Origin of the sequence: Anaerotignum sp., assembly GCF_030625865.1 — a bacterium.
In the GTDB taxonomy this organism is placed as follows: Bacteria; Bacillota; Clostridia; order Lachnospirales; family Anaerotignaceae; genus Chakrabartyella.
In genome coordinates this window covers 1-14,810 of the sequence record NZ_DAOUQB010000017.1, presented here as the reverse complement: position 1 = coordinate 14,810, position 14,810 = coordinate 1, and the positions used below count along the sequence as shown (strand labels likewise).

Genomic DNA, 14,810 nt, shown 5'->3' with positions numbered 1-14,810 from the left:
TATCTATTTGGTCGGGAGAAACATTTCAAAATCTTTTCAAAAATCGTTTCCATTTAAAGTAAGTTTTCAACTGATCGTACATGAAATCATGCCTGGATATAAATAGGAAAAGGGTTGGATTTAAACAAAAGAATGGGGGGAGCAAATGAAACTGAAAGGAATTATACCGGTTTTCATTGTTTTTGGCGTTTTCTTTGCTTTATCAAATCCTGTATTTGGGGAGGAAGATCAAAATATTGTTCGGGTTGGATACTATGAATTCCCTTATTTTCAAGATGTTGGGGATGATGGGAGTTATTCGGGGTATAGTTATGATTATTTACAGGCCATTTCTCAGTATACGGGATGGGAATACAAATATGTGTTAGGAAGCACGTTTAGCGAATGCCAAGAGATGCTAAAAAATGGGGAAGTTGACATAGTAGGTCTTTTGCAAAAAACACCGGATAGAGAAAATATATATGATTTTCCGGATGTCCCTTCGGGAATCAGTATGTCTTTGTTAGTTACGGGCATAGAAAATCCAAGCCTTGCTTATGAGGATTTTCCTGCTTTTGATGGGATAACTGTTGGGCTTCAAAAAAACTTTGCAAGAAATAAAGGCTTCCGGGAATTTTGCGAGAAGAATAACTTTACGGTTCATACTGTTACCTATGATACAGTTGAAGATATGTTTGGTGCAATTCATAGAGGAAAAGTTGATGCTGCTCTTATTAGCAGTGATCAGCTTACGCCGTATTTGCGGAGTATTGCAAAATTTGATACAACCAATGTATATTATGCAACTACAAAAGGAAATGAAAAAGTTTTGGACGGGCTAAACGAGGCCTTAGGAAAAATGAAGGCGGCAACCCCTAATTTTGATAATGAATTGTACTATAAATATTATGATTTTTCCAGTGGACAGATGATTGTGCTATCGAAGGCAGAAGAAGCTTTTATTAAAGAACATCCCACTATCCGTGTTTTATATGATGCCGAAAGGCTGCCTTTTGAGGGGGTTGGGGATGATGGAATAGCCCATGGAATCACCATTGATGTTTTGGAAGCGGTTGGTAAAGCCATTGGTGTGAATTTTGAATATACTTTTGCGGAAAATCGTGCAGAAAAAAAAGAAATGTTCCGAAGTGGAGATTATGATTTGCTGTCTGCTATTACCTATAATTATCAATGGGCAAATGCGTATAAAGCTTACCTTACACAACCCTTTTTAGATGTGGATTATTTGGCAGTAACCAAAACCGGTAACACCAAATTAAATTGTCTCGCTTTGCCCGAAGGTTTTTTTATAACGGAAAATATAAAAAAAAGATTTGGTGATATACCACTAATTTTATATTATGATACAGTGGAGGATTGTCTTGAGGCGGTGAACAATCAGGTGGCTGACTGTACCTTTGTCAATACATATGAGGCAGAGTATTATTTAACAATTCCCAAATACCGTGCATTGCAGTTTCGTACGGTGCAGGGGTTTTCTCAGAATATATGTGTCGGGATTTCGAAGGAAGTGGATCCCATATTATTTTCTATTATGAGTAAGGGCTTAGCAAGTATGTCCCAAGAGAATCTTCGTGAGATTATTCGTACACATTTAAATCATCCGAAGCAGAGTGGTTTTTTGGATTTGATGTATACAAATCCTGTTCACTTTGCAATTTTAATGATATTGTTGGGATTTTTGATTACGTCGTATTTTATTGTTTTTGTTCAATATCGAAATAAACGTAGAGAGAATGAGATTTTACAGACGGCAAATAGGGCAAAAGCTGATTTTTTATCTCACATGAGCCATGATATGCGCACACCTATTAATGCAGTTATCGGAATGTCTTCTTTAGGCGTTTCCTGCGCAGATTTAGAAAAATCCAAGGATTATCACGAAAAGGTCAATCAGACGAGTAAGTATTTGTTGACGCTTATCAATGATACCCTGGATATGAGTGTTATTGAAAACAATAAGTTAAAATTGCATCCGAAACCTTATTGTTTCCATGACTTTTTGCAGGCCATTGAGACCATCATTTGTGCAAGGGCAATGGAAAAAGAAGTTATGTTTCATATGCAAATCCTTAGAGATTTTCAGCAGTTGTTAAGATTTGATAAGCTACGACTACAACAGATTTTTATAAATCTTATTAACAACGCTATTAATTTTACGCCGCCGGGGGGGATTGTTGAATTTATTGTTGATGCCGAAAAGGTCGATGAAAAGCGATTAAATTTGATTTTTATTGTTCGGGATACAGGAATCGGCATGAGTGAGGAGTTTCAAAAGAAAATGTTTGAACCTTTTGAACAGGAGGACAGAACTCTCCAGAATGAAGGCGGCACGGGCTTAGGCCTTGCCATTGCAAAGCAGTTAATTGATTTGATGGGAGGACGGATTGGGTGTCATAGCCAGTCGGGAATGGGAACTGAATTTACGGTGGAAATTGAAATAGATATTTGTGAAACTGAAGTTGAAAATAAAAGGGTTGAAGATGTTTTCCATAAAGGGAAAATTTTGGTGGGAAGACGAGTTTTATTGTGCGAGGATCACCCCATTAATGCCCAAATCAGTAAGGCACTTTTGGGGAAAATGGGTTGTATTGTGGATCATGCAGAAAATGGGCAGGCTGGGATAGAATTATTTCTAAAATCCTCTGTGTGGTATTATGATTTGATTTTAATGGATATCCGAATGCCTTTGGTAAACGGGTATGAGGCGGCAAGGCGTATTCGTTCCTTAATGCGAAAGGATGCGAAAAGTGTGCCTATCATTGCCATTAGTGCAAACACATCCTCAGAGGACGTCAGAATGAGCCTTGAGGCAGGAATGGATGCACATATTTCAAAGGCGATAGATTCCGAAGAATTTTATCAGACTTTGGAAAAATTGATTGAAAATAAAAAGGAATAAAACAGAAAACCGTCATTGGTGAAATTAAGTGCCAATGACGGTTTTTAATTGCTTAAATTGCAAATCATTTTATTAGATTTTGCTGGATGATTAGAAAATAGTCAGTTCCCGGTTTTGACAATTTTCATTGAAAAAACTGATTTTATGACAGTTGTTTTTGTCTTATTTTATAAAATAACATGTAACAGTATCTAAAATATAATTTTTTTAATTAAACGAAAATTGTTGATTATCTTTCGCAACAGTGATATAATACCAGGCAGGAAAAGCATGGTAGAAACGGAGATGGTCTTAGAAAACGGAACGAGACTATTTTAGAAAGGATGGGTACCATGAAAGAGGAAAAAATTGATCGAAGGATTAAAAGAACAAAAGCAATGATGCGAGAGGCACTAATGGATTTAATGGATGAAATGCCTTTCGGTAAAATTACAGCGAAGGATATTACGAACCGTGCTGATTTAAACAGGGCTACGTTTTATTTGCATTATAACAACGTATATGAACTTTTAGATGAACTGGAAAACGAAATTGCGGCAGGTTTTTCTCGGATGCTGGAACAAATTGAAATAAAGCGGGGAGCAGAATGGGAGTATCCTGTGGTTGGGCAGATTTACAACTATATTGTAGATAATCAAAGGTTGTGCCGCTGTCTTCTGTTGAACCCAAGAAGTGACCGTTTTGCAAGAAAATTGACAGAAATTATGAAGCGAAGGGGGATGCAGGTTAAGGAGGAAATGGGAAAAGAGTGCGATCCCATGAGGGAGGAGTATATTCACCAATTTATCGCTTGTGGTGCTATGGGCATGGTGAAGCAATGGCTGTTAGAGGGGTTGCCCATGTCTAAGAAGGAAATGACGGATTTTACAATGCTGATTATTCGTCCTATTTTTGATATTTTGTTAATATAATTAAGATTTTGAAAATTGAAAAGGAGTTTGGGAGAATATGCTGAATAAAAAAAGATTTTTACTTGCTTTAATGGTGGCAGGCTGCTGTGCGGTAAGTGGATGTACGACGGATCATGCGGATGCTGCTGAAACAGTAGTTGAACCCAATATGGTAACGGGCACCGTAGAATGCAAAGAGGTTTATATTCGTGCAAAGATTCCTGGTTATTTGACGGATATTCCTGTTGCAGAGGGGCAGGAGATTAGCAAGGGGGACTTGCTTTTTACCTCTGACCAGCGGGACATTTTAGTAAAACAAACGCAGGCTACCGGCACCTTAAATGCGGCAAAGGCGGTTATGGAAAAGGCACAGGCAAATGTGGCGCTTTTGGAAGAGGAATACACCAAGTATCAGGAACTATTCGAAATAGAGGCGGTTGCACAGGATACCATGGATAAACTGACAACACAGTTGGATGCAGCAAAATTAGATGTACAGGCGGCAACATCGCAGTATGAGGCTGCCCAGGGGGTTCTTGCGGAGGTAAATTTGAATTTAAGTCAGACAGCTCAATATGCCCCCTGTAATGGTACAGTTACGTTGGTATCCTCCTCTGTGGGAGAATTGATAGGCAGTGGTACAACCATTGTAACTTTGACAGATTACGGCGATCGTTGGATTAATGCAAACGTTGACGAGTATGAGGTGGGTAAGTTAAAAGTGGGGCAAACCGTTCCTCTAACCAGCAAAGCCTACCCGGATACAACTTTCCACGGAACCATTGTAAATGTAAGCAAAAATCCGGATTTTGCTATTAAAAAATCCACAAACGAGCTGAATGACCAAGACGTTGTTACATATAAAGTGAAAATTGCCCTTTCCGGGGAAGACGATATTATGCTTTACCCTGGTATGCTTGTGAGCGTTAACCTGGATGAAGTGGGTGAGGCAGAATGATAAAAATTTTTCTCAAGGGATTTGGAAGGGAGATCAAAATGCTTTGGCATGATAAGCGTATGCTTTTTATGTTTCTGGTTGCGCCCCTTGCTTTAAGCATTGTGGTTTGCAATGCTTTTGGCGGCCATATTGTAAAAGATATTCCTTTGGCGGCAGTGGATGGAAACTCGTCGGCTCAAACAAGAGCCTTAATTGATGCTTTTGATGAAACCGACCGATTTAATGTTACGTACGTAGTTACGGATCAGGATGAAGCCCTTCAACTTTTGGAGGAAGGCAAGGTGCTTGGAGTTGTGGTGATTCCCGCTGATTATGCACGCTCCCTGCAACTGGGACAGCAGGCTGAGGTTTTGATTGGTGTAAACAGTGCGAATAATATTATTGGGAATAGTGCTGTGGTATCTGCTATGCAGGTGGTGAAAACCGTTTCTGCCCAAATTGCTGTAAAAAGCTTTGTAGCGGCAGGAAGTACTGTGGATGATGCTCTTGCGAAGGCTGCACCCATTTCTACGGTATTGCGCCCTTGGTTTAATTCCCAGTTCAGTTATTTAACTTATTTGGGTTTGGGTTTAACGGGTTTGATTTTTTATCAGCTTTTTTTAATGACGGTTTCCACGGCTTTTGCTGAAGAAAAGAAGGAAGGTATTCTTTCGGGAAAAACGACAGTCAAAGAAAGTGTGATTCATTTCTTTAATAAATATATTTTTTATGGCGTTACGGGCTATTTGAATATTTTAGTAAATTATTATGCAATTATAACGATATTTGATTTTCCTATGCGGGGAAACAAGGAAGATTTGGCAATTCTTTGCGGATGCTATGTTCTTTGTATGCTTGGCGTGGGTGCACTGTTTGGCACACTTTGTAAAAATACCATTCACTGCATTCAGTGGCTTATGGCACTGACGTATCCCCTTTTTATTCTTTCGGGTTTTTCGTGGCCTCTTACGGAGATGTCGGATACACTGGTGAAAGCAGCACAGTTCTTGCCTCCAACCCATTTTCTCTCTCCCATTCGGAATATTGTGTTGATGGGTGTTGGGTTTGAAACCGAAAATATTGCCTATAGCAGAGATATGCTTTTATATCTTGCCTTGGCAACCTTTTTTCTCAGCTTTCTTGCTTTCTTATGGAAAGTTTATCGTGCAGGAAAGAAAGAAAAACCTCAAATGGCAAAAAAGGAGGTCGTTCAGGCATGATAGCAGCTTTTCGTTTGTTTTTTCGAGAATGGTTTTACTTGTTGAAGCGTCCTCGTTCCTTGATTATTTTGATTTTAATTCCCATTTTTGTGACTGGTATTTGCGGAGTCAGCTTTGAGAATGGGAGTTTTACCCATTTAAAGATGGGCATTGTGGATTATAGCTATAGCGCAAAAACAAGGGAAGTAGTTGATGCGTTTCAGCAATCCGAATATTTCGATGTTATAGGTTACTATGAAAATGAAGATCAGGTGGAAACAGCCATGAAAGATGGGGAAATTGTAGGCTGCATCATTTTCCCGGCAGATTTTACAAAAAACGTAATGCAAGGCAGACAAGCACAGGTTCTTCTTGGTTCTTGTGCTGTAAATATGGGTTATGGAAGCACCATAAATTTAAGGGGTGCGGAAATTTTGGGAACATTGTCTACGCAAATGGCGGTAAAAGGCTTGGTGGCAAAAGGCTATACCGTGGATGATGCAGTTGCAAAAATGAACCCTGTGAGTTTTTATATCCGCCAGTGGTATAATCCTACAAACAATTTTGGTTATTTTTTGACCTTCGGTTTTGTGATTGCCACATTACAGCAGGTGTTGGTTTATTTTGCTGCAATTTCTCTGGCCCGTGAAAAGGAAAGCGGTAAGCTTGGGGAGATCAAAGGTGTGAATCCTATTTTCCAAGTAATCATAAAGGCTTTGGTTTATTATATTATTTCCATGGGTGTTTGGATGGTGTGCGCTTGGATGATGGTGAACAAATTTGGTATCCCTATGAAGGGGAGCTTTGATGTTTGGTTTGCTTATAGCTCTTTGTTCATACTATCCATTATAGCCATGGGACAATTTTTTTCCGCTGTTATGCCAAATCCTGTGTTTGCAACCTCTGTATCATTGGCGTTTACTTCGCCTTCTTTGGTATTCAGTGGGTTTACATGGCCAACAATGGCATTTACAGGATTTTATCAAAAGCTGGCACAGGTATTTCCGCTAACTCATTTTGTCATTGGCTATCGGAATGTGGCTTTAATAGGCTGTGGGTTTGATGCAATTCGTGAGGAAATGATTGGATTAGCCGGTATCAGCGGGGGATGTCTGTTTTTAAGCTGTGTGGTATGGTACATAAAGCTGAAACTTATTGAAAAAAAACAACAAGCACTGGAAACACCTGTGGATCAGGAAACAGCACAAGCTGTTGCCCAGTGATTTTGAGAGGAGAGCATAGATATGGGAAAATTCAAGTATCAAAAAGGTAGTGCTTTGCTTTTGGCAGGTGTTCTGACGTTTACCTTGGCAATACCGGCTTATGCCAAAACCACCGTGGCCAAAGATGACACGGCAAAGGATGAAACCGTAAAAGACGAAACATCAAAAGATGAAGTTTCAAAGGACGAAGCATCAAAAGATGAAGCCACCCAAGAAGAAACTGAGGAGCATGAAGTTGAGGCAATGACATTGGAAGAAATTCAAAAAGAAGTACTGGAGAACAACCGTATAAAAACAACGTTGGCGTTAAATTATAAAAAAGTCCTTTCTGGGTTGGATGCCATTGATGATGGCTTAAGCGATCTGAAGGATGCCCAAGATAGTGCTGCCCATGCCAGAAAAGAGGCTGGGGAAGCGGCATCTTCCGGGAAATCTGCAATTAATGGGGCGTTGAGTTATGATGAAGATGCCGGACTATCAGAGAATACCTTAGGTGCTGTAAGCAGTGCACTGCTTTCCGGTAGTGCCAAAATTGCCAGTGCCATGGAAGATATGACTGACAGCATTGCAGACACACAGAGGGACGAATTGGAAGATCAGCAAGAGGAATTGAAAAATACAAAGCAGGATTTAAATAAAACTCAGGAAGATTGGAATAATCAGGCTTTATTGGTTTCCCAGCTTTTGGTTGAAAAAACAGTTCAGGTAGAACAGGGTATCGCTCTGCTTGAAAAAAAACAAGAGTTAATGGAGCGCCTTTACTCTATTGAAGAAAAGAAAAAAGCATTAGGCTTTAGTATAGAAATCGACTTAACCCAGGCAAAGCTTTCTGTAACTCAGAATGAAAAAGACATTCAGGATGCCCAAAACGGTTTAACTTTACTGAAACGTCAACTGAATGACTTGATGGGTAGACCCATTGATGATGCCCTGGAAATTGAAGCACCTGAAAAGACAAGGAAGATTGAGTATGCCCCGGAATACAGCGAGGAATTATTAAAAGAGGCCACTGATAAGAATTATCAACTAAAAACTTTGCGCCGGGATTATCAACAGGCAGAGAAAAAATCTAATGATACCACTCTTTATGATGGGCAAATCAAGGTTCATGAGACAGATATGGATATTGCCAATGTTTCTATGGAAGACCAGAAAATTGCTATTGCCAACGATTTAAAGAAAAAACTGGATAGCATTAATAAAGCGGCAGCAGCTTACCAGATTCAAAAGGATACCTATGATAAGGCAAAAACACAGTGGGAGCAGCAGCAAAAATCCGCGGAATTGGGTCTGGTGTCTGCTGTTGAAATACAGGCGTTAGAGTTGCAGTTTGAGCAGAATGATCTGGCAATTTTGGAGGCGGCATATGATTACGATTTAGCTTGGGAAGAATATCATTTATTGATGGATGGTACTTCTTTGGATATTTATGATACCTATAAAGAGCAGATTGCCGGATAAAAAGAAACAAGATTATGGCATGTGTTTTTCTTTAAATAAGCTTAGAAAAAAGTGTTATTACTTTATAAAAAAGCAAGTATCCATTAAGGGTACTTGCTTTTTTCAGATCTGATTTATTTTGCTTCCGTTTCCAAGGCTTCAGCAGCATGGTAGGAGCTACGCACAAACGGCGCAGAGGCAACAAAATCAAAGCCCTTTTCTTTTGCAATTTGGCCGTAACGATCAAATTCTTCGGGGGTTATGTATTCCTGAACGGGATAATGTGCCGAGGAGGGGGCGAGGTACTGACCTATGGTCAAGAATTCGCAGCCAACAGTTCTTAAATCATCCATTACCTGATAAACTTGCTCCGGCGTTTCTCCAAGACCAAGCATAATGCCGGTTTTAGAACGGGTTTGGGGAGCCAGTTCTTTAATGGATTTCAACACATCCAAGGATCTTGCATAAATTGCTTGGGGGCGTACTTGATCATAGAGGTCTTTTACGGTTTCAATGTTGTGGCTGATCACCTCGGGATTTGCATCCGCAACGATTTTTAAAGCATCTTTATTTCCCTGGAAATCAGGAATTAAAACTTCAACGGCGGTATGGGGATTTGATTTATGAATGGCACGAATTGTTGCCGCAAAGTGCCCGGCCCCGCCGTCAGGCAAATCATCTCTGGTTACGGAAGTGATTACCACATATTTCAATCCCAGCTTGGTAACTGCCTCTGCAACTCTGTTTGGCTCATCGGCATCAACTTTTTGGGGTTCACGATTGATTACGTTACAAAAACGGCAATTTCTGGTACAGTTTACCCCTAATATCATAAAGGTTGCTGTTTTTTTTGAAAAGCATTCTACATAATTAGGGCACATTGCCGCATCACAAATTGTGTTTAATTGAAGTGCACTTAGCATTTCACGAACATAGTTTAAATTTGAATTATCTCTATAGGTTCTTTTTAACCAGTGGGGTTTTTCTAACATGTTACCATCCTCCAATTTATTTATATTTAAAAATTTATACTCTTTTCTTAATACTACACCAGGTCTGCTTAAGAAAATAAAACAGATAAAAATTCATCAGCAGTAATTCCACCAAGATAGGGGAGTAAATCAGTATTGTTTACACAAGCCATGAGTGTACCCTTATCAAACGCTTTATGGGTAAGGTGTTTTTCTAATTCTTCTATGGGTTTGATAGAGAGAAAATCACCACGTATGGAGCAGGATGCAATCATACCGCCCTTAATATCCAAATAAACCTCGACTTTGCCCAAAGGGAAACGTTTTTCGTTAGAATGGGTAAAGTTATTGTTGGTTCGATAGATCCAAAGAGGATTTGCATATTTCTCTTTTCGAATTTTTTCAATGGCGCCAAGCTCCTCTTGGGAGAATGTGTATGTATCCATAGGAATAAGCTCCGCTAAAGCCTGTATCAAATGAGTTTTAAATTCCTGAGTTGCATATTTTTCTGGAAGATGTTGATAAATATTGGTAACACGACTGCGTACAGAAGCAATTCCCTTGTTTTTTATTTTCGATTCATCCACAGTCAATATTTTTTCCAAAATAGAAAGGTCGGTATCGAATAAAAGGGAACAGTGACTGCAAAGACAGTTCTTGCCCAAACGTTGTGCCAAGCCGGAAAATTTTTTGCCGTCTATCAGCATATCGTTTCTCCCTTTTATTTCTCCATGAATCCCCATTTTTTGTAAAGCGGAAATCAATGGCTCCGCTAAGCGGTTTCGCCCGATTTCCTTTGCATCGTCCCCTGAGGAAAAAGGGGTGATTAGGGTGCAAAGCAAGGTGCCTTCATCAGTGTAAATGGTTCCTCCTCCGCTGGAACGGCGAACGATTTGCACATCGTTCTGTTTCGCAAGGGCGAGGTCAATTTCGTCTTGCGCAATTTGGTTACTGCCCAGCATAGCACAGCGATCTGTTTGCCAAAGCATGAAGATGTCTTGTTTTTGCCCCAAGGCGGTCATACAATATTCTTCCGTCGCAAAATGCAGTGCAGCATCAGTGGTTTTTGGCTGAATAAAAATCATTTTAGCCCTCCTTATCATTTGTAAAATATATTTTTTAGTATACTAAATTTATAGGGTGCAAGCAAGGGAAGAATAAAGAAGTACACTTTCTTCGTTTGGTGAAAAAGAAGTTTTTTCGAGAAAAAAATGAAGGGAGTAAGCCTTTTTTTGGTGAGATGTTATAAACTGTCCTGAGAAAATACAATCATTTTTGTTGTGTCTTTGGAGGATTTTCGCTATACTGAAATAAGAAGAGGTGAGCGATGTGACAGCTTTAATGAAAATTCAAACCTTTATACAGGCCTATGCCCAAGCCATTTCGTCTATTTTGGAATCTGATGTTACCGTGGTAGATAATGAGCTGATTCGTGTGGCGGGAACAGGAAATTACGCCGCTGAAGTTGGGACTACCATTGCCCATGCCAAATTTTTTAATCGAATTTTAGAAACCGGCGAAAGTGGGATCATTACAAATGTGGAACAAGATCCCAATTGTATTGATTGTGAAAAACGGGCTTTTTGCAAAGAATTGGCAGATTTAGCTTATCCCATTTTTAAAAACGGGGCAGTGGTAGGGGTGATTTCTATTGTTGCGTTTGAGGAAAAGCAGCGGGAGAACCTGTTGAAAAACCGTGCAAAGCTAGAGGAGTTTTTGAAATACATGACAATGCTCTTGGAAAGCAAGCTGTATACCGCAGAGGCTAGAGATCGTTTGGAGCAGCAATTGCAAGTTGTCAACGACGACAAAAAAGGGTGGTCATTCGTAGGCAAAAGCAAAAAAATGCAGGAGGCTATTGCCATCGGGCGCAAGGTGGCAAAATCTGATTCAACCGTTTTTTTGCGTGGAGAGAGTGGTACCGGCAAAGAAATTATGGCAAAAATGATTCATGATCTAAGCCAAAGACGGGATAAGCTTATGATTTCCATTAACTGTGCAGCAATCCCCGAAAATTTGGTGGAAAGTGAACTGTTTGGCTACGAGGAGGGGGCTTTTACCGGGGCAAAGAAAAAAGGAGCTATCGGAAAGTTTGAGTTGGCAGATAAAAGCACCATTTTCCTAGATGAAATTGGAGATATGCCTTTGCATGTGCAAACAAAGCTGTTGCGGGTGTTACAAGAGAGAAAGCTGGAACGTATTGGAGGACACAAACCCATTCCCATTGATATCCGTGTAATTTGTGCGACGAATAAGGATATTGAGCAGATGGTGAAGGAGGGAACCTTTCGAGAAGATTTGTATTACCGCTTGAATATTATCCCCATTGAATTGCCGCCTTTACGCAAGCGAAAGGAAGATATTCCGGCTTTGGTGGAGTATTATATCCCGTATTACAATCAAAAGCTGAATAAACATATCCAAGGGGTATCCACTGAGGTTTTGCAGACGATGGTTAACTACAACTGGCCGGGGAATGTGAGGGAATTAAAAAACATTGTGGAATATCTGTCGAATATAGTGGAAGAAGATGAGGTTCAGCTTTCAGATTTGCCGGATCACATTGTCTTACGTTCTGCAAAGGGATATGATGCATGGTCATTAGAAAAAATCATGGAAGAGTATGAAAAGCGAGTGTTATCTAATATGCTGAAGGAAGAAACTTCTTTGGAAGATAAGGAGAGGCTTGCGGATACCCTGCAAATCAGTCGTGCTACGCTCTATCGAAAACTAAAAAAACACCATCTGCTTTAATCTCATTTTTGAGAAATTATCTCGTTTTTGAGAAGAAAAGATATAATTGTATTTGTCTATAAGAAAGGCCTTTTTTAAAACATGAACGGTTGTGTTTTAAGAAAGGTTTTTTTGTAAGGATGAAAGAAAGGAACTTTTAGAGACTTCAAAATAATTCAGTGATTGCCACTGGAACAGGGATATATTTGTATGAAATTAAAAAATACTAAATTTTTTTTCATCCTAAAATTTTTTATAGTTTTTTGTTTTTAAAGTGATACTACGTAACAACAAATTTACCCATTTTTTCATTTAACCAAAGCGTCTATAGTTATGGAGAAAGGGGAGTTTATAATAAGATTTTTTTATGAAATGGAAAATGTTCAAAGGGCTTTCTCAAGGTTGAGAATTGAGAGGGACAATTTTTCTTATAATTCGGGAGTTTTCTCATTGGCATTAAACTTGCTCTTATTTATAGATAAGATAAAAAGAGGGGTTATATACAAGGAGGAAATAATTATGGATATGAATCTTGTGTTTGATGCGTTGAAAAGTGAAATGAAACCCAGTATGGGCTGTACAGAACCGGTAGCCATTGGACTGGCAGTTTCCAGAACCTGCGAATTGTTAAAAAAATCCGCTACCCATTTGGATATGGTTATTAGTTCTAATATTTTTAAAAATGCTTATAGCGTACAAATTCCAAATACAGGAACCAATGGAATCGAGCTTTCCTGTGCTTTAGGGTTTTTACTGAGCAAGCCCGGAAACACCATGGAGATTTTTGCTGAAATACATCCTGAACAGGTAGAGAAAGCGAAAAAATTGGTACAAGAAGGATTCGTTTCTGTAAAGGTACTTCCGAGCAGTGAATTTTATATTGAATGTATCGCTATAAATGAAGAAGAAAAAGGCCATACTATTACGGAAAAGGCTCATGATAATATGATATTTGCGGAAAAGAACGGAGAGGTTGTTTTGGACAAACGTACACTCTCAGCAGCAGAAGCAACCACGAAAGCCTTTGATGTAACGAAATATACTTTTGCTGATTTTTATGAGTGGACAAACACTGTGGATGCAGCTGATTTGGCGTTTATCAAGGAAGGCATTGATATGAATCTTTCTATCGCTGAAATTGGTATGCAGAAGAAATATGCCCTGGGCATTGGGCCTGCTTTAAAGAATTTAGCAGGAAAAGGTCTTATTTCCAATGATATGCTTACGGAAATTAAGCAATTTACTGCGGCAGCCAGTGATTTTCGTATGAGTGGCGGCAACGGCTCTGTTATGACGTTTTTAGGCAGCGGCAATCAAGGAATTGAAACCATGGTGCCTATGGCAGTTTTTGCAAAGCATAGGAATGTTTCGGAAGAAAAGCTTTTGCGGGCTGAATTTTTGGGTATGCTGATTATTATGTATATGAAGTATCATGTTGGACGTCTATCCCCTATTTGTGGAGCGACCTTAGCGGCATCAGGCGCTGCAGCAGGCATGGTGTATTTGATGGATGGGAATCTCAAGCAAATTTCCGGCGCAGTTCAAAATATGATGGGCGGTATCGCAGGCATGTTCTGTGATGGAGCAAAGGGCGGTTGTTCCTTGAAGCTTTCTGTTTGTGCAGGTGAGGCGGTATATTCTGCTATGTTTGCCATGGATGACAGTGTGATTCAAGATACAGATGGATTTATCGGCGAAAAAGCAGAAGATACGGCAAAGAACTTGGCAAGACTTTCCCATGAGGGATTAGCGGATGTAGATATGAAAGTCATTGAGATTATGATGGCAAAGTAACAGAACATCAACAGTTTATGAAGCTTTGCCATTGAAATCTATACTCATGGGGTAAGACCACTGAAAAAACACGAATGATTGTTTTATAGTATCTCTATTTTTGTACAATGGCGTGCAAAAAAGGGATATAAAAGGATGCAAATAACGTTTTTAACATAGAATCCCCTGAAAAAACTCCTTATATTTTTGTAAGGAGTTTTTTCATATCTTAAGAGACTCTTAAATCCCTGAAAATGCATTGTAGCATATATTCATATATGGTAAACTGTTACAGGAAAAAAATTGAAATTAAATAGTAAGTGATTCTTTTTGCTAAGCTTAAGTTTTATCATAGGGAAGTTGTTAAAAAAGGATTTCTGTTTCGAAGGTTATTTCGTAAAAAAGAGAATCAGGGAAGCTTTAAAAGGGGGAAAAGTATGACAAAGGACGAAATCAGTGCGGCTTATGGGGTGGAATTGCTTACCATTGAGCGTTTCCGTAATATAGGTCTGGTTACGCCAAAACGTATGGAGGATGGGTCGCTGGTTTATTATGAAGCGGATGGAGAGAAGCTTCAGAGGTTGTTGCTGTTGGAAAAAATGGGATTTTCAGAGAATAATTTTGTTATGTTAAGAAGCAAAGAGAGAACCCTAAAGGCATTACTGCAAAGGTGGTTTGATGGGCTGGAAGATGGTTGTGTGGGAAAAGAAATATGCAGAGAACTTTTGGAGGAGGAGGCTGA

General features: G+C 39.3%; 11 protein-coding genes. 9 read left to right on the top strand and 2 right to left on the bottom strand.

The window, feature by feature from the left end:
- Positions 1-145: 145 nt before the first annotated feature.
- From P9Q65_RS06515 to P9Q65_RS06490, 6 genes are all read left to right on the top strand, one after another.
- Positions 146-2,902, top strand: coding sequence for an ATP-binding protein (locus P9Q65_RS06515; protein WP_304508561.1), 2,757 nt, complete (start codon positions 146-148; stop codon positions 2,900-2,902).
- Positions 2,903-3,234: 332 nt separating this feature from the next.
- Positions 3,235-3,813 carry a TetR/AcrR family transcriptional regulator gene (locus P9Q65_RS06510; protein WP_304508560.1) on the top strand — a complete coding sequence of 193 codons (579 nt, stop codon included), beginning with the start codon at positions 3,235-3,237 and terminating at the stop codon, positions 3,811-3,813.
- 37 nt (positions 3,814-3,850) lie between these two features.
- Entirely contained in the window at positions 3,851-4,750 is a 900-nt protein-coding gene (locus P9Q65_RS06505; protein ID WP_304508559.1) for an HlyD family secretion protein, read from the top strand.
- Between the two features lie 38 nt (positions 4,751-4,788).
- Complete coding sequence (locus P9Q65_RS06500) at positions 4,789-5,949, top strand: ABC transporter permease (protein ID WP_304508558.1); 1,161 nt, start codon at positions 4,789-4,791, stop codon at positions 5,947-5,949.
- Positions 5,946-7,151, top strand: a complete 1,206-nt coding sequence (locus tag P9Q65_RS06495) for an ABC transporter permease (protein ID WP_304508557.1) — start codon at positions 5,946-5,948, stop codon at positions 7,149-7,151. Before P9Q65_RS06500 ends, P9Q65_RS06495 begins: the two co-directional genes overlap by 4 nt.
- A 21-nt stretch (positions 7,152-7,172) precedes the next feature.
- Positions 7,173-8,612, top strand: coding sequence for a TolC family protein (locus P9Q65_RS06490; RefSeq protein WP_304508556.1), 1,440 nt, complete (start codon positions 7,173-7,175; stop codon positions 8,610-8,612).
- A 113-nt stretch (positions 8,613-8,725) separates the two neighbouring features.
- On the opposite strand, the gene lipA is transcribed toward P9Q65_RS06490, so the two are convergent.
- Both lipA and P9Q65_RS06480 read right to left on the bottom strand, forming a co-directional pair.
- On the bottom strand, positions 8,726-9,598 hold the full coding sequence (gene lipA / locus P9Q65_RS06485; protein WP_304508555.1) for a lipoyl synthase: 873 nt from the start codon (positions 9,596-9,598) through the stop codon (positions 8,726-8,728).
- A gap of 53 nt (positions 9,599-9,651) precedes the next feature.
- Complete coding sequence (locus P9Q65_RS06480; protein WP_304508554.1) at positions 9,652-10,647, bottom strand: lipoate--protein ligase; 996 nt, start codon at positions 10,645-10,647, stop codon at positions 9,652-9,654.
- A gap of 244 nt (positions 10,648-10,891) precedes the next feature.
- Here P9Q65_RS06480 and P9Q65_RS06475 point away from each other — a divergent pair, with 244 nt between their 5' ends.
- The 3 genes from P9Q65_RS06475 to P9Q65_RS06465 all read left to right on the top strand — a co-directional run.
- Positions 10,892-12,316: a sigma-54 interaction domain-containing protein gene (locus tag P9Q65_RS06475; protein ID WP_304508553.1), complete on the top strand. Its 1,425-nt coding sequence runs from the start codon at positions 10,892-10,894 to the stop codon at positions 12,314-12,316.
- Positions 12,317-12,814: 498 nt separating this feature from the next.
- Positions 12,815-14,089, top strand: a complete 1,275-nt coding sequence (locus tag P9Q65_RS06470; protein ID WP_304508552.1) for an L-cysteine desulfidase family protein — start codon at positions 12,815-12,817, stop codon at positions 14,087-14,089.
- 416 nt (positions 14,090-14,505) lie between these two features.
- On the top strand, positions 14,506-14,810 hold a 305-nt coding region (locus tag P9Q65_RS06465; RefSeq protein WP_330695260.1), incomplete at its 3' end, for a hypothetical protein.

Bases quoted from the DNA above. Each gene is read 5' to 3' on its own strand.
- P9Q65_RS06480 (WP_304508554.1), bottom strand. From the start codon at position 10,647: ATGATTTTTATTCAGCCAAAAACCACTGATGCTGCACTGCATTTTGCG.
- P9Q65_RS06470 (WP_304508552.1), top strand. From the start codon at position 12,815: ATGGATATGAATCTTGTGTTTGATGCGTTGAAAAGTGAAATGAAACCC.
- P9Q65_RS06515 (WP_304508561.1), top strand. From the start codon at position 146: ATGAAACTGAAAGGAATTATACCGGTTTTCATTGTTTTTGGCGTTTTC.
- P9Q65_RS06510 (WP_304508560.1), top strand. From the start codon at position 3,235: ATGAAAGAGGAAAAAATTGATCGAAGGATTAAAAGAACAAAAGCAATG.
- P9Q65_RS06505 (WP_304508559.1), top strand. From the start codon at position 3,851: ATGCTGAATAAAAAAAGATTTTTACTTGCTTTAATGGTGGCAGGCTGC.
- P9Q65_RS06500 (WP_304508558.1), top strand. From the start codon at position 4,789: ATGCTTTGGCATGATAAGCGTATGCTTTTTATGTTTCTGGTTGCGCCC.
- P9Q65_RS06490 (WP_304508556.1), top strand. From the start codon at position 7,173: ATGGGAAAATTCAAGTATCAAAAAGGTAGTGCTTTGCTTTTGGCAGGT.
- P9Q65_RS06495 (WP_304508557.1), top strand. From the start codon at position 5,946: ATGATAGCAGCTTTTCGTTTGTTTTTTCGAGAATGGTTTTACTTGTTG.